Here is a 20715-nt window from a genome sequence, read left to right as displayed (position 1 = left end):
CTTGTTTTTTCCTTGTTGTCAAGCTATATTAAACTCCTATATAAAACTTAACATTTTTAACGGAGCAGGAGGCAAAAGAAATGAACATTGAAAAGAAAGAACTTGGCGGAAACTGGCACGAGTATACATTGCAAAACGACCGGGGTGTTTCCGTTAGCGTACTGAATTACGGCGGCATTATTACAAAGCTTTTCGTTCCTGATCGGGATGGAAATCTTGAAAACATTGTTCTTGGTTTTACAGATTATGAAGATTATCGGTTAAACTCCAATTATTTCGGCGCATTAATCGGCCCAGTTGCCGGCAGAATTCAAGAGGCTCAGTTTGAACTCAACGGCAAGCGCTACCAGCTTGAAGCCAACCAGTCAAAAAGCAACTTGCACGGCGGATCGGAAGGCTTTCATCAAGTAGTGTGGGACGTTTCCCCTTTCCAGACAGATGATGCTGCGGGAATTGCGCTTTCCTATACCAGCCCGGATGGCCAAGGCGGATTTCAAGGAAACGTGGAAATTACGGTCACTTATACACTTACAAGCGATCATCAGCTGCTGATGGATTACGAAGCGATCAGCGATCAGACAACCGCGCTCACCTTGACCAATCATTCTTATTTTAATTTGAGTGGCAATTTAAAAGACACGGTGCACGATCATCAGTTGATTATTGCCAGCAGCACATTTGCAGAGCTCGATCCCGAATTGATTCCTACAGGCAAGCGGCTCCCTGCAGAAGGCACGCCATTTGATTTTCGCAGCGAGCGCCGGCTTGGGGACGGCTTCACGGATGATTATGAACAAAACAAACGAGCCGGAAGCGGATACGATCATTATTTTATTTTCGATGAGCAAGAGTCCGGTACAAGTAAACTACTAGATCCAAAGAGTGGGCGCAGCATGACGATGGAGACTGACCAGCCTGGCATGGTTCTGTACACAGCGAATGGGTTGAGCGAAGGATTAAACCTTTCCGGCAGTCCGTCACGAAAGTATCTTGGCGTCTGCTTTGAAACACAAGGTTCTCCCGCTTCCCTTCATCACTCTGGATTTCCGGATATTAGGCTGCAAGCCGGAGAGCCTTATAGCAAACGGACAGTCTTCACGTTCGGCAACAATTAATAAAGCTATTTTCCCCACTCAATAAAACTGAAAAAACCGGAGCCAGTTTAAAGCGGCTCCGGTTTTAATGCATTGCAAGATCAAACAAATCTCATGTCTCCCCACTCTGAACTGTCGCTCAGCATCGCTTTCAGCAAAGTAAAGCCTGCTTCAAAGTCCTTCAAATCCGCCATTTCAATCGGCGAATGGGAATAGCGGCGCGGGAATGTAATGGCCGCCCCCAAAATACCTTCTTTCACAAGATGGATTGCCGATAAGTCTGTCGTTCCATTGGGCATAACAGACAACTGGATCGGCACATCGTTTCTCTCAGCATATTTAATAATGAGGTCTTTCATCTGCGGAGCCATCAAATTACCCCGTGCACCCCCACCGGAAAGTAAAGGCAGCACCGGCCCTCTGCCAATGGAGATTGGATACGTATTGCCGTCCGGGGTGTCTGTGCATGCTATAGTGTCAAGAATAATGGCATAGTCCGGATTGATCTTGTAACCAGCGATTTGTGCACCGCGAAGGCCCACCTCTTCTTGAACAGTAATTACACCAACCAGCGTTCCGCTAAAATTCTTATCCTGAAAGGCTTTGAATAATTCCACAAGCAGGACACAGCAGCTCCGGTTATCGATCGCCTTGCCGCAAATCAAATCCGTATTGGTAAAGCGGTCCAGATCGCTGATGTAGGTGATGGAGTCGCCAATTTGAATGCCCATTTTCTGAACACGTTCTCTGGAGTGAGCCCCGACATCAACATACATGTCGCCAATCGGCAAAACCGTGGTTTTTTCGCTGGCGGTCTGCAGGTGGCCAGCTTTCACGCCGATAACGCCAAAATGGCCATTGACGTTCACTTTGCGTCCGACCAGCAATGCGTCCATCATGCCGCCAGTTCGTTCCATCCGCAGGAACCCTTTCTTGTCGATGGCGCTGACCATGCAGCCGATTTCATCTGAATGCGCCGATACCAAAACGGTTGGCCCTGGTTTGTTGCCTTCTAAAACCGCATAGAGATTGCCCATGTGGTCAATCTCAACCACCGCCAAAGGTTCCAGCAATTCAACCAGCCGTTTGACCACCTGATGTTCTCTTCCTGAACTGCCTGGCAAAGCTGCCAGTTCTTTTAATTCTTGAAAAAATTGCTCTTTAAACATCGACTCTCCCCTTTCAGAATACTCTACAAAATCTATACTACTTGAAAATTCATGTTCAGTCTTTTGGAAATTTTTATTTATTTTCATCCATATTTTTTAGAGGCTTAGAAACAGGCTACTCCTGCTTTGTGGATCATCTTCCTAAACAACATAACTGTATGCCAAAAAAAATCCTTGATTTCTTGCAGTTTATTTATCGTTAGCAAAGGGAAGCTTATCATCAGTACAGTTTTTAAATTAGAGGAGGAGAAATTTTTGGGACATTATATTGAAGTAGAAGATGGCGTAAAAGTTTATGTAGAAGACGTTGGATCGGGGCAGCCAGTCGTATTTATCCACGGTTGGCCGCTAAACAGCAAATCGTTTGAATCGCAGGTCAGCATCCTGGCGCAGCAAAACTTCCGATTTATCGGCATTGACCTCAGAGGATACGGAAAATCGGACAAGCCGTGGTCTGGCTATGATTACGACACAGCGGCGAGCGACGTAAAAGCAGTTGTTGACCACTTGAAACTTGAGAATTTCGTTCTTGGCGGATTTTCTATGGGCGGACCGATTGCAATCCGCTACTTAACGAAGTTTGGCCAGCAAGGCGTAGATAAATTGCTATTGATGGGAGCAGCTGCTCCAGTATTCACACAACGTGAAGATTTCAAGATCAACTTGAAACCTGAAGAAGTGGATGACATCATCAAACAAATCAAAGAAGATCGTCCGGCTTTCCTGGCTCAATTTGCCGATATGTTCTTTGAGCAGAAAAAATCACCGCAATTCCTGCAATGGTTCCAGCAGCTTGGCCTTGAAGCCGGAGCGCATTCAACCATTAACTCGGCCATTGCATTGAGAGACGAAGACTTACGCGGGGAATTGGCAGGCATTACCGTGCCAACAGCCATTTTCCACGGCAAAAAAGATCAGATTTGTGCGTATGAATTGGGTGAAGAGTTGGAAAAACAAATTCCCAACTCCGTTCTTGTTCCATTTAAAGACAGCGGACACGGCATCAATGCCGATGAACCCGAACGCTTTAACAACGAATTGCTAAGCTTCCTTAGAAGCTCCGGCGTAAAATAACAGGATTTAGATAAGATGGGGAAGAAGATGGTCTTGCAGCCATCTTCTTTTTTTTTTCAAAAAAGTGATCTAGTTTCGAACCCGCTCCGTTATGTATGTAAGAAACTTAAAACAGAGGAGTGGTTTTATTATGAAATGGAACAAAGTATTGGTACCTGTACTCGGAGCTGCATTATTAATCCCAGGAATGGCAACAACGGCATTGGCGAATGAATTACCGCCAACAGAAACAACTGGCGTGGAACTTCGCGCAACATTGGATTCGCTCTTGTCAGAGCATTACGCACTGGCTGTTGATTCCATGATGAAAGTTTATGACGGAGATGAAGCGGCAGACGCAGCCGTAGCAGCACTTGATGCCAACGCAGCGGACATGGAGCCGGTCATTGCTTCCGTTTACGGTGAAGAAGGCGGAGCAGCTTTCGTCGAAATTTTCGATAAGCACAATATGGGCACGGACGATTACGCGGCCGCTGTGAAAGAAGGCGACGAAGCGATGCAAGAAGAAGCATTGGTTGAGATCCAGTCATTCGTTGACGAAATGGGTGCCTTCCTTGGCACAGCAACAGAAGGCAATCTTCCAGAAGATGGTGCAACTGCAGCTCTTCGTGAGCACGAAGACTTCGTTCAAGAAACATTTGACTTGTATGTAGAAGGTAATTACGAAGCAGCTTATACATCTTATCTAGAAGGCTTTACACAAATCTTTGGAGCTGGCAGTGCCATCAGTGGCGCGATTTCTGCTCAATTCCCAGATCAGTTTTCCGATCCGAACACACCAGCTGGTGATTTCCGTTCAACCGTGAACCGCATTGCAGCTGAGCATTTCGCTTTAGCACAATTGAGCATGACAAAAGGGTATAATGGTTCTGAGGACTTTGACTTTGCCGATTGGGCACAAGACCAGAACACAGAAGAATTCCGTGCAGCTCTTGCATCGGTCTACGGTGAAGAAGCAAGCAACCAGTTCGTCGAACTTTGGAACAATCAGCACATCTCTATACAAGGCGACCTGGTTGTCGCAACAGCAGCTGACGATCAAGCTGCTGCAGAAGAAGCAACCAACACATTGACGAGCACATTCGCAACAGAATTGGGTACATTCTTGAACAGCGCAACGGAAGACCGCATGCCTTTGGATGAAACCATTGCAGGCGTACAGGCACATGAAACATCCGTTGTGGATACATTCCAACAATATGTATCCGGCGACTATGAAGCGTCATATGAAACATACCGCGCTGGTTATGCGATCATGTTTGATATCGGCAAAGGATTGAGCGGGGCTATTGTGGATCAATTCCCTGAGAACTTTGAAAACACAGCACCTGAAAAAATGCCGGCAACAGGACTTGGCGGCATGGAGAACCAATCTAATACGATGATCCTTTGGATTACGTTAAGCACATTGATCTTATTGGCAGCTGGTACCATCACGTACCGCCAAACCAAAAACCAGCAATAACTAATATTCAGAGGGGGCCATTGGCTCTCTCTGTTCCTGATTGGAAAGGAGGGAATTTTGATGAAGCAGCTTGTCACGATTGGAACGGCCGTCATGTTATGTCTCGTTTTGTTCATCATTTTAGAGCCTTTGGCTGCCAGTCCAACAGTTGAAGAAAAAGTTAAACCTGTTGAACAAACTGAACAAGCAGAGCAAAAGCCAGATGAAGAAGAGGTATCCGGCAACTATGTCGACAAGATTGCGGAATTTCCGATCCTTCCGGAACAACGGGAAAAGCTGGAAATGCTTCAGCGGGAACGACAGGAAAGCGTAAAAGGCATGGAACCTGCCCAGATTGAAGTTCCATCCATTGGCGTCAAAGCGGCCATCGAGCCAACTGGCATTTTGGATAACGGTGAAATGGGTGTGCCGGAAGATGTGGATCAGGTCGGCTGGTTTGAGCCTGGTTTTAAAGCAGGTGCAAAAGGCAATGCCGTATTGGCAGGACATGTCGACAGCTTGACTGGTCCGGCTGTCTTTTATGAACTGACAGATGTAAAAGTGGGAGAAACTGTTATTTTGACAGATGCCGATGGACGCGAAATGGTGTTCGAAGTCAAAAACCTGACTAGCTATGAAACGGATGAAGCACCAATCGAAGAAATTTTTGGCAACTCAGACAAGCGAATGATCAACTTGATTACTTGTACTGGCGACTTTAACCGCGACATTGGATCTCATGAAGAACGGCTGGTCGTTACAGCTGAATTGGTCTCCGATTCCAGCGTCAGCCAAGCACAGCCGGAGCCGCCTTCAAACGTGGTAGCTACTGCTTTCAATATCTCTTGGCACGCAGTGCGTGATGATGCCATTATCGGTTACCGCATCTACGAAGAAGATCTGGAGACAGGTGAAATTGAGAAAATCGAAACGGTTTCACTGTTCGACAGAAAGAAAGTGGATCTGACAACAGATGATACGAAGCGCTACTTCATTACTTCAGTGGATGTCGATTTAAATGAATCCGAAAAAACAGAAGCGCAAGTAAAATAAGAATGGAAGTTAAAACAACACCCTGATTCTTAAGGTTTTAAGAACCTGATGAATCAAGGTGTTTTTTTGATCTTTTACAAACTATGGGTTCATGAAACAGATTTTTCATGTAAAAAAATGGAACTTACTAGAAGTTCATCCGTATTAAAGTTATGAACACTGCAGCAAACATATTACGTTTAACTTTATAAGGATGAATTGTGATGAAGAATTTCAAACACAATGAACAAGCCTTTTTGCCAAAACTATTAGGTTTTCTGTTTATAATATGTTCTTTTTTACTCATTGCTGGTTGCTCAAATCCCGAAGCAGCTAATGAAGCCGCCTCTGCAGACAAAAATAAACAAGCTATTCAAGCGGTGATTGAGAAAGAGTTTAATGGCCCTGATGAAAAATACAGGGACTTGTGGGAGGGTGCAACGGAAATACAAACTGCCGAGATGGATCAAGAAGAGTATAACGCGTGGCTGGAGACACCTGAATACCAAGAATACATTGAGTACATGGAGGAAACCTACCTCCCATATTTCACAGAGAATGGCTATGAAACATTCATCAATACAAGTGCTTTTTCATACAGTTTTTCTAATGCTGAATACAATCTAAACACTACTGAGATCGAAATCACTCAAAGCGAAAATGAACCCACTCTTTATAACTTCACTTTTGTCGTCAGCTATGAAAATGAAGACGGCGAAACAAGCCAATATAATTTTGATGGCAACACGATTGTTCCGCAAGAAGGAAAGATTGGAAAAATCCAGTTCAACGATCAAGATGGTTTGACTCAACAAATAAGATGATAGGTAAAGGCCCGTGACTGGAACCATCTCAATTTTAAGACCGCTGATTCAGAAGCGAATCAGCGGTCTATTTGTATCCTTATCGTTCTCAGATGAACGCGCTAAGTTTCATCACGCCTTATGGACGGACTGATGATTTTCGGCAACCTCTTTTTCGTGGCGGAGCAGCCATTCTTTCCGCGTCAATGTGCCAGCGTAACCCGTTAGTTTGCCGGTAGCCCCAATGATTCGGTGGCACGGCACGACGATGGTGAGTTTGTTTTTGCTGTTTGCGTTCCCCACTGCTCTTACGGCTTTGTCGCTGCCAACCGCTTTGGCGATGGCCCCGTATGAGACGGTTGTTGCATACGGAACTTCGGTCAATGCCGACCATACTTTTTGTTGAAACGGCGTACCTGTGGAGGTGACCGGAAAATCAAATTCCATACGCTGTCCCTTGAAGTATTCTTCCAGCTGCTGCTGACAATCGACGATCACCTGCGGGCTGTCCGGATTGACTGGAAAATCCACTGTATCTTTTTCACTGAACAAGATGGACGTGATCACATCTTTTGTTCCAACGATTTCTACGATGCCAATGGGCGATTGAAATTCAACCTGATGCAATTCATTCATAATAAAGACCTCCATAGATAGAATGTGGCATATGCTTGCCACCCTTCCCAATTTTTCGCCAGTTTTGTAATTTCTTCGATTGTTGGTTTTCGTTCCATTTCTAACTGAGCCTTTAACGCATTGTGCAGGCCAACGTCTGCTAGAGGAAAGGCCGATTGGCTGTGCAGGCATTTCATCATGGCGTAATTGGCCGACCATGCGCCAATACCCCGAATTTTCAGCAACACCGCTTCCGCATCCTCTTCCTGGAGCAGCCGTTCCTTTTCTAAATCGCCGGTTGCTATTGCAGAAGCAATGCCGAGAATGTATTCTGCTTTTCGGCCAGTGAGCTGCAATGCTTTTAAATCAGCGACGTCCAGCTCGGCGATAGCCTCAGCACTTGGAAACGCCCAATATTGTTCACCTTCGTAAATCAAGGACTCCCCATAATTTTCGACAAATCGTTTCTTTAAAGTATAAGCAAAGGTCAGGTTGATCTGCTGGCCCATCACCGCCCAGACGAGCGCTTCAAACAAATCCGGAACGCCCATGATCCGCAATCCGTAATATTGCTGGACTACTCCTTTCAGCACCGGATCCTTTTCCGACATGGCGTAAAAGCCCCGTAAATCTGTTGCCAGATCAAACCAATCCTCCACGTGGGAAGCAACCATTCGGCTCTCGGCTTCTGGCGGAGCACCAAGCGGAAAAGCGATGCGCAAAGCTCCGGTCCCCAAAATTACGCGAAACAGAACAAGTCTCCCGTTAAGCTTCAATAGTTTGGTCAGAACCCCGTCTTCAAGCCGGTACAAGTTTTCCTGTGACGATCTGCCAAGATGGATGAGGCATTCTGCAAAATTAAAATCATCCGGCGTTTTTATTTCCATATACGGCTCCTCACTCTTTTTCATGAAGATACCAGCTCGTTTAGCTTTCGAAATTCATGTGGGGAATGCGTTTTTAGCTTGCGGAATATTTTATAAAAATTGGATGGGCTTTGAAATCCTGCTTCAAAACATATTTCCAGGTTGGATAATTGGGTTTGCTTGAGCAGCTGTGCTGCCTTGTCGATCCGAATCTTTTCCAGACAGGACCGTGGAGTTTCAGAAGTTTCCTGCTTGAACACGCGCTCCAAGTAAGACGGGCTCATGCCAACATGGCCCGCTATGTCCTGCAAGCTGATGCTTTCGCGGTAATTGGCTGTCAAATAGGCCATCACTTGGCGTGTAAGTTCTTCGTCGGGTGAATACTCCGTTTCCGGCTGGCATCTTTTGCATGCGCGAAATCCGTTTGCCTCAGCTTCTGCCATCGTCAAATAAAAGTCGACATTGGTTTTTTTCGGTTTCCGGGAACGGCAGGATGGACGGCAGTAAATTTTAGTGGTTTTAACAGCTGTGTAAAAAAGACCGTCGTACTTCCGATCGCAGACCAAAACCTTTTCCCACATCTCTTCAAAGGAAAAATTGATCTTCTCCATTATCTGGCCTCCCTCCACTTGAATTGGGTGCAGCATTTCACTGGACTCTTTGCCTCATTATATCCCAAAATCGGACACTCTTCAGCCCAGCGCCTCGCTTGTGTTCTCTATTCTATAACCAAAAAAGAGAAGATGCCTCCTCAATCTTGCTTTTATCGTCTAAAAAACCATAAGCGTAAACATTTTATTTCCGCTCGCCTTCTTTTATAATGGGGAAGATGTCTATGAAAGAAGGAATAAATTCATGATACAAATTTTTTGGTACGTTTACGCGGCTCTTCTTGCTACGTCAACAATTGCATTTTTCATTCATGGCGGCTATAAAAGCCCCATTTTTCTGATTGACTTGGCATTTACGGTCATTGCCTGGGTGGGGCTGTTCGGATTTGTGACCCATTTCCAGATTTTCACGCCACTTGCCTGGCAAGTGATTCTTGGCGCCGTAGTATTATGGGACCTACTGTTTTTCTTTTTTATCAAGGCACATTTCACGGAACAAGAGCCGGAAGCCGGCACCTTATCCATGACTGTCTTTTCAGGGCTGCTCATGCTGTTGATGCTCGCCCCTCTCTATTATGCTTTATTCCAATACGCATTTTAATGGCTCTGCCCTATCAAATGCTAAAACTGCCGTTGTCCATTCTTTATTGGGCAACGGCAGTTTTTTAATGGGCAAGTTTTTCGGCATTCGCATCGTGGAACCTGTAATGCTATAAAATCCATAATAGAACACAACCTGGCGGAAAATTAGATTCAATTTCTCGGCTTAGGAAGATTCCCTGCTATTAATTGATCGAATCAGGCCGTTATCTCCATTGGCAATGGTATACAAAAAAGCAGGAAAACCGTATAATAATGACATGAAAGCGGTTTACAAGTTAGCTTTAAAGCCGCTAATCGGACTCTGACGAGAAGGTGCTAGGATGATGAATTGGGAAGAACGCAGACAGATCGTAAAGGTCGCTAACCTCTACTATTTCGACGGTCAAACCCAGGCGCAAATCGCCAGTAAGATGGGCGTTTCCCGCCCGGTCATTTCAAAACTGCTGAACAAAGCACGGGAAATGGGCATTGTGGAAATTTATATTAAAGATGAAAACGCGCATACTGTAGAATTGGAACAGCAACTGGAAACAACCTATCAACTGAAAGAAGCATTGGTTGTGCCAGCAGCCAATTTGAGTACGGAAATGGTGAAGCATGCGCTCGGTAAAGCAGCATCCTCCTACGTATCCAAAAACATAAAAGGCATCAAATCATTGGGCATTTCTTGGGGCAGCACCTTGTCTAAGTTTGTCCAGGAATACCCGTTTGAGCAGCATCGGGACTTGCAGATTGTTCCACTGGTTGGGGGGATGGGCCGGAAGTTGGTCGACATCCATTCGAATCTGCTTGCTTACCAATTGGCACAAAAAATGAATTCCTATTGCTCGTATTTATATGCACCCGCGATGGTGGAGTCTTTGGAGCTAAAAAAACGCCTTGTTCAATCAGAAGATATTGCGATGGTTTTGAAAGAAGGGCGCAGCGTGGAAATGGCAGTCGTGGGGCTTGGCAATCCGTTTGAAGGTTCAACGATGACGGAAATGCAGTATTTGACTTCAAAAGACCTGGCTTCATTGAAACTGGCCGGTGCTGCAGGTGATATCGGTTCACGTTTCTACGATGCGGATGGCAACCAAATCAAGCATCCATTGAACGATTTGGTCATTGGCTTGGACCTTGAAGAATTTAAAAACATACCGCAGGTTATTGGTATTGTTGAAGGCGCACATAAAGTGGAAAGCATACGGGCTGCCTTAAAAGGCGGCTATTTGGATGTGCTGGTCATCGATGACGTAACGGCAGACTTGCTGCTTCATCCCAAACAATCAACGGATTGAATTTAAGTGGAAACGGCAAAAAGCCGATTGGTTCGATGCTTAATGCATCGGCCAATCGGCTTTTTAGTGATGGACGCCTTTTCCAAGCCAAGAAGCAGCAGCTTCATAAAGACTTTCCGAAACAGTTGGATGTGCGTGGATCATCGATGCGAGTTCGTCCACCGTTCCTTCTAAACGCATATAGGCAGAAGGTTCCGCAATCATTTCGGTAACATGCGGGCCGACCATTGTCACGCCCAAAATTTCACCATAGGTTGTGTCCGCAATCAATTTGGTAAAGCCTTCCTGTTCACCCAAAGTCAGCGCCTTGCCATTGCCAGCATGGTCAACTTTCACTACTTTAAAAGCAATGCCTTTTTGCTCCGCCTCTTGTTCCGTCATTCCGACACTGGCAATTTCAGGACTCGTATACACACATCGCGGCACAACATGATAATCAATTTTCTCTTTTTTTCCTGCTGCATTGGAGGCGGCCACCAGCCCTTCAGCACTTGCAACGTGTGCGAGCAGCCAATTGCCAACCAAATCACCGGCAGCGTAGATAGCAGGCTGGCTGGTCGCCATGTATTCGTCCACTTTTACAAAAGGTCCATTCATCTCCAAATTCAGTGAACTGAACGCTGATGTATTTGGAGATCTTCCAACTGACAAAAGAATCATTTCTGTCTGCAAGGTTTCTGTCTGGCCTTTTTGATTTTCAATAGAGACGCGCTGGCTCTCTTCCCCCGGCTCGACTCCTGTCACTTTAGTTGAGGCCCGAATGGAAATCCCTTTCTTTTTTAGCGACTTTGCCAATACTTTTACAGCCTGGGGATCTTCGCTTGGAACAATCCGGTCACTCATTTCGACGATGGTGACCTTTACACCAAGCGCAGCAAAGATGCAGGCAAATTCCACGCCGATGATGCCTCCACCTACAATTACGAGTGACTCTGGAATTTTCGTGATATCAAAAATGGTGTCACTCGTCTGATATTTGCCTTCTTGCAGACCTGGAATTGGCGGAACAATCGGTTTTGAGCCGGTAGCTAAAATGATGTTATCCGCTTTGATGGCTTCCTGGCGGCCGTTTTGTTCTACGTGGATGATGCCGTCCGGCTGAACTTCCCCGTAGCCATTCAAAACGTCGATTTTTCCTTGCTTCATCAAATAAGCTATGCCCGTCCGCAACTTTTGAATGACTTGGTCTTTTCGCTCCATCATCTTGGACAGAGATACTGTGACAGGCCCTGTTTCAATGCCCCAGCTTTTGGCTTTCTCGATATTTTCGATGACTTCGGCATGCCGCAGCAAAGTTTTGGAAGGAATGCAGCCACGGTTGAGGCATGTCCCGCCCAGTTCCCTCGCTTCCACCACCGCTACTGTTTTTCCGAGGTTTGCGGCTCTGATGGCTGCTACATAGCCTGCCGGTCCACCCCCGATCACCGCCACTTCATATGTCTTCAATAGGATCTACCCCTTACATTAGTAGTTCAAATGGGTTTTCGAGCACTGCTTTCAAATCGGTCAAAAAAGCGGCAGCTGGGGCTCCATCAATGACGCGATGGTCAAATGACAGCCCGACGCCCATCATCGGGCGCAGCACTATCTGACCATTTAAGCCAACTGGTTTTTCATTGATTCGCCCAATGCCAAGAATTGCCGATTCCGGCTGATTGATGACAGGATTGAACGTATCGACCGCGTACATTCCCAGATTGCTGATGGTAAAGGTGCCACCGGACAGTTCAGCCGGTTTCAATTTGCCGTCTTTGGCTGCCTGTCCTGCCGTTTTGCAGGCGACAGTCAGTTCAGCTAACCCTTTTTGGTCGGCTTCCTTGATCACCGGTACCAACAGGCCATCTTCCAGTGCTACCGCTAATCCGATATTGATGGACGCATGATGGACAATTTCATTGCCTTCGAGCGAAATGTTAATATTCGGATGACGCTTTAAGGCATGAGCCGTCGCTTTTAAAATGATTTCTGTATAGCTGAGGCGGTAACCGGTCTGTTTTTCAATAGGTCCTAACAATTGCTTGCGCATCGCTACGGCTTCAGCCATATCAATTTCACAGTTAAGGGTAACGTGCGGTGCAGTTGTTTTGCTGTGGAGCATTCGGTCTGCCACAGCTTTTCGAATCCCGGCCATCTTCACACGTTTAGCCGGTTCCGCTTGAAGAGCAGCAGCTGGTTGGCCCACTCCTTCTACGTCTGCCCTGTAAATTTTCCCTCGTGGTCCGCTGCCGGCCACTTCCTGCAAGTTTACCCCTTCTGCTGCCGCTACTTTTTCAGCAAGCGGCGTAGCACGGCTGGCAACGGCGGCTGCGGCAGCCGGGGCAAAACCTTCAACATCTGCTTGGTGAATCCGCCCGTTCGGACCGGTGCCTTCGACTTCAAAGAGATGGATTTCTCTTTCCCGGGCGACTCTCCGGGCAGCCGGTGTTGCCCGGACCCGTTCCGGCTGTTCAGAGGGTGGTTCGGGTGATTCAGTCTCCTGCTGCTCTGCCGGTATTCCCGCAGCAGCAGGCTTGCTGCTGACGCCTGACTCTCCAGGCGGCGAATCAGGAACTTCCTCTCCTGCTTCTCCGATATAGCCGACGACATGATTGATTGGCACTTCATCGTCTTCTTCAAAATATCGTTTTAGCAAGGTTCCTTCTTCATAAGACTCGACTTCAATGTTGATTTTGTCGGTCATGATTTCAAACAACGGCTCCCCTACTTCGACAGAGTCGCCTTCTTCCTTGAACCATTGGAGCAATGTCCCGACTTCCATCGTACTGCTCAGCTTCGGCATAAAAATTTCTTTTGCCATTTACGTTTCCTCCTTACAAGCGGTTTAGCGTTTCTTTTGCGGCCGCTACGATATCGGCGACTGCTGGAACCGCCGCTTTTTCCAGCTCCGGATTATAAGGAATCGGAACCGCTTTTCCGCCCAGTCGCTTGATGGGTGCATCCAAGTAATCAAAAGCTTCACTTTCTGCAATCTGACTGGCAATTTCCCCACCAAATCCCCCGCGCTTCACCGCTTCATGGACCACTACTAGACGCCCCGTCTTTTTAACAGATTCAACGATGGTTTCGATGTCGAGCGGCACAAGTGTACGGGGATCGATGATTTCTACATGGATTCCTTCTTTTTCGAGCTCTTCAGCTGCCTCTAATGATTTATGGACCATAATTGCGGTAGCAACGATGGTTACATCTGTTCCTTGCCTTTTGATATCCGCTTTGCCCAATGGAATCGAATAGGCTTCTTCCGGAACATCGGATTTTGTCCGGTAACACAGTTTATGTTCGTAAAAAATGACCGGGTTGTCGTCGTCAATCGCCGCTTTCAATAATCCTTTAGCGTCGTAAGCAGTTGACGGCTGGACCACTTTCAGGCCAGGAATATGGGCCATCCATGCTTCTAAACTTTGCGAATGCTGTGCTGCTGCTCCAGTTCCAGAACCGGCTGGCGTCCGAAGTACCATCGGAACCTTTCCTTTGCCGCCATACATATAGCGGATTTTTGCTGCCTGGTTGACCATATTGTCCATCGCAATGGTCATAAAATCGGAAAACTGCAGCTCCAGAATGGGCCGCATTCCCGTCAACGCCGCTCCGACAGCTGTACCTGAAATTGCGGCTTCGGAAATCGGTGTATTGCGAATCCGCTCCGGACCAAATTCTTCAATCATTCCACGTGTGACACCAAATGCACCGCCATAAACGCCTATATCTTCACCCAATACAAAGACATCTTCGTTGTTCCGCATTTCTTGGCTCATGGCTTCTCTTACCGCTTCTAAATAAGTCAGCTCTCTCATGCGTCGATTCTCCTTTGCTCCGCCTTATGCGTAAATGTCTTCCATCAAAGCATCCAATGTCGGTTCTGGACTGTTTTTTGCAAATTCTACGGATTCTTCAACATCCTTTTTGGCTTCTGCTTTGATTTCTTCCGCATCCTGCTGGGTGAAAATTCCTTGCTCAATCATGATTTCAGCCATCAGCTTGATGGGATCCCGCAAGAGCCATTCTTTTTCTTCCTCGCGTGTCCGATACTTTTTGGCATCGCTCTTCGAATGCCCTTTTGAGCGGTAGGTTTTCGCTTCAACAATGGACGGCCCTTCGCCGTTTCGTGCACGTTCCACCGCTTCATTGACGCCGTTCATAACGTCAAATACGTCATTGCCATCAACCACTTTGCCTGGAATGCCGTAACTTGCGGCGCGTGCGGCAATGTCTTCAATGTTGATCATTTCACGTACCGGACCCGACATGCCATACTGGTTGTTTTCACAAATAAAAACAACTGGCAGTTTCCAAATTGACGCCAAATTAATCGCTTCGTGGAAACTTCCTTCATTTGAAGCACCGTCCCCAAAGAAACAAAGGACAACGTATCCTGATCCTTTCATTTGGGAAGTCAATGCAGCTCCAGCCGCAATCGCAAATCCGCCTCCGACAATGCCATTTGCTCCAAGATTTCCTTTATCCACGTCTGCAATGTGCATGGATCCGCCTTTGCCCTTGCAGTAGCCTGTGGTCCGCCCAAAAAGTTCAGCCATCATGCCGTTGACGGTCGCACCTTTAGCAATGCAGTGGCCATGGCCGCGGTGTGTGCTGGTGATTTTGTCCTGATCCTCCAGTACGGCAATCGATCCCACTGCCGAAGCTTCCTGGCCGACACTTAAGTGAGTCGTTCCATGAATCATTCCTTTTGCAAAAAACTCATCCACCTTTTCTTCAAAAAAGCGGATCAACCACATTTGCTTGTATAGCTCACGCAATTCGGTTTCTTTTACTTGCGGCGGCAACTTCAGTTTTTGCGTCATGTTCCTTCCTCCCTTTACATATGTTCTATAGTGTGACATATGTAAAATATAATATTTTTTGATTATTTAGTCAAGTGAATTGAAAAGGCCATCCCTCTCGAATGGTTATGGAGAAGTCTGGCCCTTGGACAGAGAAGCTATTTAACTCGGCTTTTTTTTCTGTTTGTATCGCTTGAGGATTTTTCGTGAAGCATTCACATCTTTCAGCAAACGGTAGGGCTTGCTGACGGTTCGAACCGGCAGGGAAACCAGCAAGTGACTCAAGTCATCCTTGTATTCCTGCGTCATTCGGTTCGGCTTTGAGGAAATCCGATCATACACTTCTTTGTAGAACTTCTTATTTACGTCTACTCTCAGATGCTTGGTTTTGTTGCATTGCTCGCATCGAATGCTTTTTATATCATCGTTGATGTACGTGATTTCATGGTTTACTTCTTCTCTGCAATGGGTGCAGAATAAAGCCGCTTCCATCGTTTTAATTTCCATGTTTGGACACCTTCTCATTTCGTTGATTGGGTTTTTCTTTACATGAAATTGGACAAACTATGCTTTCACCGCTCTCTCTTTTTCGGCTTCCGCTTTAAACGTATCGTCCTGCATGCGGCGCAAGCGCCAAATCGTCGAATCTTTGGTTTGCTCGACATCGCTGTAGCCGATAATTTCACCTTTTTTAATATCTCGTTTTAAACGTACGTTCTTGTCGACCAACCCCAACGGCAATGCTTGTTGAGCATGGGCATCCTTCGCAGTCAGTATGTGGCCGTATACCGTAAACCCGCCAATGCTGTCCAAGAAATCACCAGCGGCTAAGTCGGTCTTTGCGACGGTCACGGTTTCGGCCTGCAGCCCATGCCATGGTGCAATGGTCGCTTCGTTGTAAATGTAGGCACGTGCGATCGATATGGGTGTTTCCAGGCTGGTGAGGTGGTAGGGGCGGTAAAGCACATAATTGGGCCCATCTCCCATGCTCAAATATTTTAATTCATGATTTACTTCTTCTTTTTCGGAAGCGATAATGGCAAACACACCGGGTGCAATCCCGTTGATGTATTCCACGATCCGTTTATTGGTGACTTTTCCGCCAGCTTCTGTTGATTTGAAGATTTCCGGCAAGCCTTTTACGTCGCTAACAAAACCGTGCATTCCAGGCTTATCAGGCAAAAATCCTGTAGCATTGGCAACCGCCGTCATTTCAACCATCGTTTTTGTGCCATCTTGGAAAGAAGCCAGCATTTTTGGGCTGGCTCCTTTACGGGCAGCTTCTTCCGCGGCTGAATCCGGATTGGCATCGATGTTCAATGGGTTGTTTTTGCCTTTGCCAAGAGCCACTACCTCAAATCCGAGCGCATCGGCAAAATCAAACAACTCCATGATCGCGCCTGGTTCATCTCCAGCCGATCCTGTGTAGACCACTCCACTGGCATCGGCCATTTTTTTCAGAATGACCCCTACCGTTACGTCAGCCTCCACGTTCAGCATAACAATATGCTTGCGATTTAAGATGGCATCCCACGCAATCTTCGCTCCAATGTCAGGAACTCCAGTAGCATCAACGACGACATCCACTTCCGGCAATGAAGTCACCAGCTGCGCGTCTGTTGTCGCCACTACTTTTCCTTCTTTAACGGCCGTCACCGCTTGCGCTTCATTGTTTGTTTCTACAACATCATCAGCCACAACTCCCGACTTTACGTAGGCATTGATGACATTGTCAATTTGAATATCTGCAGTGATGACGACGCGCATTCCTGCCATGCTTTCGATTTGGGAAATCATTCCTCTTCCCATTTGGCCAGCTCCAACCAGCCCGACTCTGATGATATCGCCGTTCTGCTCAAGTTCTTCGAGTTTTCTATTGATGCCCAGCATGAGCCAACCTCCTCTTTTAACGCTTAATAATGCGAATTGCAGTTCCGACCTGCAACTCGGGCAACGCTTTCTTTTCCACACACATGGTTCCCGGCAGACTGGCTTCCGTTTCGCCATTAAAGGCGATGGTGCAATGTCCAATTTCTTCCAGCGTGTCATTGACTTTGCTTCCGACAAACAAGATTTCGTACGGCTCTCCGCTGATTTCCAACACATCTCCGGCTTCAACTTTCTCCAGAAGATCTGCCCGTTCATGGATTACGCCAATTGACCGCAGTGATTCGGGAACCGTATCATTGAAAATGACCAGCATGTTTTCTTCTACAAAAATCTCGACTTCTTCACCAATTTCGATTATTTTCGCTTCGTATTTCTTTGTCATCATATCCTCCACCTGACTGCCTCCTTATTTTTCAGCTGTACAGTCCGAAACTGAACAGGTATGCAATAACCACCGCGAGTGGACCCGTAATTACACGTGACAGCAAGACTGCTGGAACGCCCACCTCGATGGTTTCCGGCTCTGCTTCTCCCAATGTCAAACCAACCGGCACAAAATCTGCGCCGACCTGCGGATTGATGGCAAACAGTGCAGGCAACGCCAGTTCCGGCGGGATATTTCCACGGCCAATCTCTACGCCGACCAACACACCAACTACTTGCGCAATAACGGCTCCCGGTCCAAGCAAAGGCGACAAGATCGGCAATGCACAAATAACAGACAAAAGCAGCAAACCGCCAATGTTTCCAGCCAACGGCGAAACAAAGTTAGCAATCAAATCGCCAATTCCGGTAAAAGTAATGATCCCGATCAGCATACTGACAAAAGCCATGAACGGCAAAATATTTTTCAGCACCTGGTCGATTGTTTCCCGCCCGGCCTGGTAGAAAATTCCGACCACTTTACCTGCTCCACGGCCAATTTTCTCAATAATGTTCATTTTTTTCGGCTTCTGGTAGCCAGCTGCTTTCAGTTTTGCTTCTTCTTTTATTTCCTGTGGGGTTTTTTCACGTGCCGCGGGACTTTCAACTTTCTCGACCGCCTCTTCTACAGCGTCTTGATCTTCATATGGTGCTGTTGCTGAGATGTTTTCATGCTTAACGCCCGACACGAAGTTTTCTTCGGTGATGAACTTCATCAATGGCCCTGAAGGGGATGTTGCGTTGATGTTGACTGTCAACACATTCATTTTCGGATAGACGCCACAGCGCGCCGTTCCTCCACAATCAATCACAACACAAGCCATCGTATCTTTATCATAGGAACCTTTAAATCCATCTACTGCTTCGGCGCCGGTCAGCTTTGCAATTTCCTCTGCAATTGGATGAATGCCGCCTCCTGTTACCGAAACAATATAGCGCTTTTCTTCATTTGGCCGAATGGTTAGCGGACCACCCCAACCGCCTCTGCCTTTTGTTATGGTCACCGGCTTATAATTCAATGGCGTATGAATGCTGCTCATTTTCTTTGCCTCCCTTTTTTAAACCACTCGGATTGTTAAACTTCCATGCCTCGCGCTTTCATCATCCGAACCGTAATAATCTCTGTTACAATGCCACGAATCAAAATGACGATGACCCCTACAATAAAGAAGCGAATTGCCAATGGCCCCAGTGAAAAGCCTAATTGCGTAATCCCAGCAGAAATACCCAGGTAGACAAAGAGTTCCGCAGGATTGGCATGAGGGAACAAGCCCGTGATTGGATGAACAAAGGAAACCGCGGAATCATAGAAAGCCGGCTTTTGTTTTTCGGGCAAAAACTTACCGAATGTATAAGCCATCGGGTTGGTCAGGAAGAAAACCGCTAAGACAGGAAACAGCGTGTAACGCAAAATGATATTTTTGGTACTCTTGCGGGCCAGTCGGTTGATGCGCTCTTCCCCTACCAATCGGATAAACGCATTGACCGCGGTGATCAGAACAATAAGCAGTGGAATAATACCAGTCACCAAACCTACAAAGGTATCGCCGCCTGCTTGGAACATTCCGATAAATCCTTCAGCTAATCTAACTAAGAAATCCATTTTTCTTCCTCCTTATACGGCTAAATTTGTCTTCTCATTCATTTGTGACTCTATTTTTTCAATTGCCATTTTAAAAGCCAAATCTGCCGGCTCTTCTCCAAGTTTTGCTTTTAATGCATCCAGTGGCAAACCGATATAGTTCGTAAACGGTTCAAAACGGCTGAACACAGTCACCCCCCGCATCAATTGGCTTTCCACAACGGTTCCTTCTTCATCAATTACCACAATCGCTATCGCGCCTATTCCTAGCTTCTGTTTTTGAATCCCCACCCCCAAGTATCCTGAAGGCCTCCTGCTCAGTTTTTTAATCGTCCCGTGGTAGTTTTTCAGTTGCATTTTGGTCATCCAAAGTTGAAGTAGCCACACAGCGGCAAACAACACGATGAACCATCCCCACATAATCGCACCCCCTTTACATTTGTTCAGTTACGTGACATTTGATATTAACACCATTATAAAAGCGCTTACACAATAAATCAATAGTCATTTAAAAGAAAATTCAAATAATTTAAACAGCTAGGTTTTCAGGATTTAACCAGAAGCAGCTAAACCATCTAAACTTAAGAACCTTCTCGCTTTTATTTATTTCCAGAAGTTCATGTACTTTATGAATTGGATCCCTAAAAAAGAACCAATCCAAAAGTCGGCTTTGCGACAGATGGATTGGTTCTTCTATGGTTTTCTTATTTCTGGAACTGGCCAATAAACTCATCCAAACGGTCCAGTGTTTTAACATTGCTGTTGCACGCTGCAGAATCCTGGCAAATGTAATTGCCGCGCTTGATAAATTGGTCCTGTCCCGAACTTTTCGTTTTGGCAATGAACATGCCAACTTCGCTATGGCGGTTGCAAAAAGTACAAATGCCCTGCTTGCCGCTGCGTGTAAAGCTGCCTTGCACACCAAGCAATCCCCCATTTTCATGGACAACCAAATACATCAAATTGGAACTTTCTGTCCATGCCAAATAGGAAGTTCTGCCAAGATTAATATTTTCAAGCTTTGGACCCTTTAATTTTTTTGCTTTCGGAAATAATTTTTTCAAACCTTGGTCGCTGACTGCTCCAAATGGAATGATATAGGGCTGAAGCTGTCCCAAAAATGCTTCTGCATCGCTGAGTTCCTTTATCTGCACCAACGGATGAAGGATTTTCTTTTGCTGTTCCGTAAGTGACGGAAACAGCTTGTAGACTTTTTCGTGTGCGAGATGCCGCAGAACATTTAATACTTCGGCATCATTTGTGCTGGCTTGTCCGGCCACCAAGATTTTGGTCTGGTCCTTAATAAAATTGTATTGGTCGTTCCGAATAAATGCTTTCGAATTATCTGCCGTACTGTCACTGTTCTGGTTGGTTTCTTTTACATGAATCATGCGGGCCCACTCCTTATGTTTTTTTCGCTGCGTGTATAAGGAAAAAAGCCGGGCAGA

Annotated in this window: 22 protein-coding genes; 7 read left to right on the top strand and 15 right to left on the bottom strand. The window is 46.3% G+C overall.

Going from position 1 to position 20715, the window contains the following annotated elements; genetic code table 11:
- The first annotated feature begins 80 nt into the window (after positions 1-80).
- Positions 81-1115, top strand: a complete 1035-nt coding sequence (locus AC4EG4_RS09365; protein ID WP_490987624.1) for an aldose epimerase family protein — start codon at positions 81-83, stop codon at positions 1113-1115.
- 80 nt (positions 1116-1195) lie between these two features.
- Here the strand turns inward: AC4EG4_RS09365 and AC4EG4_RS09360 are convergent, their stop codons facing one another.
- On the bottom strand, positions 1196-2263 hold the full coding sequence (locus AC4EG4_RS09360; RefSeq protein ID WP_490987623.1) for a M42 family metallopeptidase: 1068 nt from the start codon (positions 2261-2263) through the stop codon (positions 1196-1198).
- A gap of 255 nt (positions 2264-2518) precedes the next feature.
- On the opposite strand from AC4EG4_RS09360, the gene AC4EG4_RS09355 reads away from it, so the two are divergent.
- The 4 genes from AC4EG4_RS09355 (at position 2519) to AC4EG4_RS09340 (ending at position 6637) form a co-directional block, all read left to right on the top strand.
- On the top strand, positions 2519-3337 hold the full coding sequence (locus AC4EG4_RS09355) for an alpha/beta fold hydrolase (RefSeq protein WP_480331530.1): 819 nt from the start codon (positions 2519-2521) through the stop codon (positions 3335-3337).
- A gap of 130 nt (positions 3338-3467) precedes the next feature.
- The gene (locus AC4EG4_RS09350; RefSeq protein WP_490987622.1) at positions 3468-4802 is read left to right on the top strand and encodes a hypothetical protein; all 1335 of its coding nucleotides are present in this window, start codon (positions 3468-3470) and stop codon (positions 4800-4802) included.
- A gap of 60 nt (positions 4803-4862) precedes the next feature.
- Positions 4863-5834: a class F sortase gene (locus tag AC4EG4_RS09345; RefSeq protein WP_490987621.1), complete on the top strand. Its 972-nt coding sequence runs from the start codon at positions 4863-4865 to the stop codon at positions 5832-5834.
- Positions 5835-6037: 203 nt separating this feature from the next.
- Positions 6038-6637, top strand: a complete 600-nt coding sequence (locus tag AC4EG4_RS09340; RefSeq protein WP_490987620.1) for a hypothetical protein — start codon at positions 6038-6040, stop codon at positions 6635-6637.
- A 111-nt stretch (positions 6638-6748) separates the two neighbouring features.
- On the opposite strand, the gene AC4EG4_RS09335 is transcribed toward AC4EG4_RS09340, so the two are convergent.
- Genes AC4EG4_RS09335 through AC4EG4_RS09325 form a run of 3 tightly spaced genes read right to left on the bottom strand, consistent with a single transcriptional unit; the run spans position 6749 to position 8708 of the window.
- Entirely contained in the window at positions 6749-7252 is a 504-nt protein-coding gene (locus AC4EG4_RS09335) for a methylated-DNA--[protein]-cysteine S-methyltransferase (protein ID WP_490976930.1), read from the bottom strand.
- Positions 7249-8142 (bottom strand): DNA-3-methyladenine glycosylase family protein, encoded by an 894-nt coding sequence (locus AC4EG4_RS09330; RefSeq protein ID WP_490987619.1) that lies wholly within the window; start codon positions 8140-8142, stop codon positions 7249-7251. The genes AC4EG4_RS09335 and AC4EG4_RS09330 overlap by 4 nt, the downstream gene beginning before the upstream one ends.
- Positions 8139-8708, bottom strand: a complete 570-nt coding sequence (locus AC4EG4_RS09325) for a bifunctional transcriptional activator/DNA repair enzyme AdaA (RefSeq protein ID WP_490987618.1) — start codon at positions 8706-8708, stop codon at positions 8139-8141. Before AC4EG4_RS09325 ends, AC4EG4_RS09330 begins: the two co-directional genes overlap by 4 nt.
- A 244-nt stretch (positions 8709-8952) precedes the next feature.
- On the opposite strand from AC4EG4_RS09325, the gene AC4EG4_RS09320 reads away from it, so the two are divergent.
- Positions 8953-9309 carry a hypothetical protein gene (locus tag AC4EG4_RS09320; protein WP_490987617.1) on the top strand — a complete coding sequence of 119 codons (357 nt, stop codon included), beginning with the start codon at positions 8953-8955 and terminating at the stop codon, positions 9307-9309.
- Between the two features lie 322 nt (positions 9310-9631).
- Positions 9632-10591: a sugar-binding transcriptional regulator gene (locus AC4EG4_RS09315; RefSeq protein WP_490976926.1), complete on the top strand. Its 960-nt coding sequence runs from the start codon at positions 9632-9634 to the stop codon at positions 10589-10591.
- Between the two features lie 63 nt (positions 10592-10654).
- Here the strand turns inward: AC4EG4_RS09315 and lpdA are convergent, their stop codons facing one another.
- The 11 genes from lpdA to AC4EG4_RS09260 all read right to left on the bottom strand — a co-directional run bounded on the left by lpdA (position 10655) and on the right by AC4EG4_RS09260 (position 20658).
- Complete coding sequence (gene lpdA, locus AC4EG4_RS09310) at positions 10655-12037, bottom strand: dihydrolipoyl dehydrogenase (protein ID WP_490987616.1); 1383 nt, start codon at positions 12035-12037, stop codon at positions 10655-10657.
- Positions 12038-12050: 13 nt separating this feature from the next.
- Complete coding sequence (locus AC4EG4_RS09305; RefSeq protein WP_490987615.1) at positions 12051-13388, bottom strand: dihydrolipoamide acetyltransferase family protein; 1338 nt, start codon at positions 13386-13388, stop codon at positions 12051-12053.
- Positions 13389-13401: 13 nt separating this feature from the next.
- Complete coding sequence (locus AC4EG4_RS09300; RefSeq protein WP_490976923.1) at positions 13402-14385, bottom strand: alpha-ketoacid dehydrogenase subunit beta; 984 nt, start codon at positions 14383-14385, stop codon at positions 13402-13404.
- Positions 14386-14409: 24 nt separating this feature from the next.
- A complete protein-coding gene (locus tag AC4EG4_RS09295) occupies positions 14410-15393 on the bottom strand; it encodes a thiamine pyrophosphate-dependent dehydrogenase E1 component subunit alpha (RefSeq protein WP_490976922.1) in 984 nt (327 codons plus the stop codon).
- A 141-nt stretch (positions 15394-15534) separates the two neighbouring features.
- Positions 15535-15879 (bottom strand): bh protein, encoded by a 345-nt coding sequence (locus AC4EG4_RS09290; protein WP_490987614.1) that lies wholly within the window; start codon positions 15877-15879, stop codon positions 15535-15537.
- Between the two features lie 57 nt (positions 15880-15936).
- Entirely contained in the window at positions 15937-17262 is a 1326-nt protein-coding gene (locus AC4EG4_RS09285) for an NAD(P)H-dependent oxidoreductase (protein ID WP_490987613.1), read from the bottom strand.
- A 16-nt stretch (positions 17263-17278) separates the two neighbouring features.
- Positions 17279-17647, bottom strand: coding sequence for a PTS glucitol/sorbitol transporter subunit IIA (locus AC4EG4_RS09280; protein ID WP_490977904.1), 369 nt, complete (start codon positions 17645-17647; stop codon positions 17279-17281).
- 28 nt (positions 17648-17675) lie between these two features.
- Complete coding sequence (gene srlE, locus AC4EG4_RS09275) at positions 17676-18725, bottom strand: PTS glucitol/sorbitol transporter subunit IIB (protein WP_490987612.1); 1050 nt, start codon at positions 18723-18725, stop codon at positions 17676-17678.
- Between the two features lie 35 nt (positions 18726-18760).
- Positions 18761-19288, bottom strand: coding sequence for a PTS glucitol/sorbitol transporter subunit IIC (srlA, locus tag AC4EG4_RS09270; protein ID WP_490976918.1), 528 nt, complete (start codon positions 19286-19288; stop codon positions 18761-18763).
- A gap of 12 nt (positions 19289-19300) precedes the next feature.
- Positions 19301-19687: a transcriptional regulator GutM gene (locus AC4EG4_RS09265; protein WP_490987611.1), complete on the bottom strand. Its 387-nt coding sequence runs from the start codon at positions 19685-19687 to the stop codon at positions 19301-19303.
- A 284-nt stretch (positions 19688-19971) separates the two neighbouring features.
- Positions 19972-20658: a FusB/FusC family EF-G-binding protein gene (locus tag AC4EG4_RS09260; protein WP_490987610.1), complete on the bottom strand. Its 687-nt coding sequence runs from the start codon at positions 20656-20658 to the stop codon at positions 19972-19974.
- Positions 20659-20715: the final 57 nt, after the last annotated feature.

The organism is Planococcus sp. TJ-201, from assembly GCF_058268495.1.
The sequence above is the reverse complement of the archived record's forward strand: the minus strand, read 5'-3'. Positions and strand labels throughout refer to the sequence as shown.

Coding starts and splice junctions, on each gene's coding strand:
- AC4EG4_RS09365 (WP_490987624.1), top strand. CDS start 81: ATGAACATTGAAAAGAAAGAACTTGGCGGAAACTGGCACGAGTATACA.
- srlA (WP_490976918.1), bottom strand. CDS start 19,288: ATGGATTTCTTAGTTAGATTAGCTGAAGGATTTATCGGAATGTTCCAA.
- AC4EG4_RS09300 (WP_490976923.1), bottom strand. CDS start 14,385: ATGAGAGAGCTGACTTATTTAGAAGCGGTAAGAGAAGCCATGAGCCAA.
- AC4EG4_RS09280 (WP_490977904.1), bottom strand. CDS start 17,647: ATGATGACAAAGAAATACGAAGCGAAAATAATCGAAATTGGTGAAGAA.
- AC4EG4_RS09345 (WP_490987621.1), top strand. CDS start 4,863: ATGAAGCAGCTTGTCACGATTGGAACGGCCGTCATGTTATGTCTCGTT.
- AC4EG4_RS09325 (WP_490987618.1), bottom strand. CDS start 8,708: ATGGAGAAGATCAATTTTTCCTTTGAAGAGATGTGGGAAAAGGTTTTG.
- AC4EG4_RS09330 (WP_490987619.1), bottom strand. CDS start 8,142: ATGAAAAAGAGTGAGGAGCCGTATATGGAAATAAAAACGCCGGATGAT.
- AC4EG4_RS09305 (WP_490987615.1), bottom strand. CDS start 13,388: ATGGCAAAAGAAATTTTTATGCCGAAGCTGAGCAGTACGATGGAAGTC.
- AC4EG4_RS09295 (WP_490976922.1), bottom strand. CDS start 15,393: ATGACGCAAAAACTGAAGTTGCCGCCGCAAGTAAAAGAAACCGAATTG.
- AC4EG4_RS09285 (WP_490987613.1), bottom strand. CDS start 17,262: ATGCTGGGCATCAATAGAAAACTCGAAGAACTTGAGCAGAACGGCGAT.
- AC4EG4_RS09260 (WP_490987610.1), bottom strand. CDS start 20,658: ATGATTCATGTAAAAGAAACCAACCAGAACAGTGACAGTACGGCAGAT.
- AC4EG4_RS09350 (WP_490987622.1), top strand. CDS start 3,468: ATGAAATGGAACAAAGTATTGGTACCTGTACTCGGAGCTGCATTATTA.
- AC4EG4_RS09265 (WP_490987611.1), bottom strand. CDS start 19,687: ATGTGGGGATGGTTCATCGTGTTGTTTGCCGCTGTGTGGCTACTTCAA.
- AC4EG4_RS09335 (WP_490976930.1), bottom strand. CDS start 7,252: ATGAATGAATTGCATCAGGTTGAATTTCAATCGCCCATTGGCATCGTA.
- srlE (WP_490987612.1), bottom strand. CDS start 18,725: ATGAGCAGCATTCATACGCCATTGAATTATAAGCCGGTGACCATAACA.
- AC4EG4_RS09340 (WP_490987620.1), top strand. CDS start 6,038: ATGAAGAATTTCAAACACAATGAACAAGCCTTTTTGCCAAAACTATTA.
- AC4EG4_RS09315 (WP_490976926.1), top strand. CDS start 9,632: ATGATGAATTGGGAAGAACGCAGACAGATCGTAAAGGTCGCTAACCTC.
- AC4EG4_RS09360 (WP_490987623.1), bottom strand. CDS start 2,263: ATGTTTAAAGAGCAATTTTTTCAAGAATTAAAAGAACTGGCAGCTTTG.
- AC4EG4_RS09290 (WP_490987614.1), bottom strand. CDS start 15,879: ATGGAAATTAAAACGATGGAAGCGGCTTTATTCTGCACCCATTGCAGA.
- AC4EG4_RS09320 (WP_490987617.1), top strand. CDS start 8,953: ATGATACAAATTTTTTGGTACGTTTACGCGGCTCTTCTTGCTACGTCA.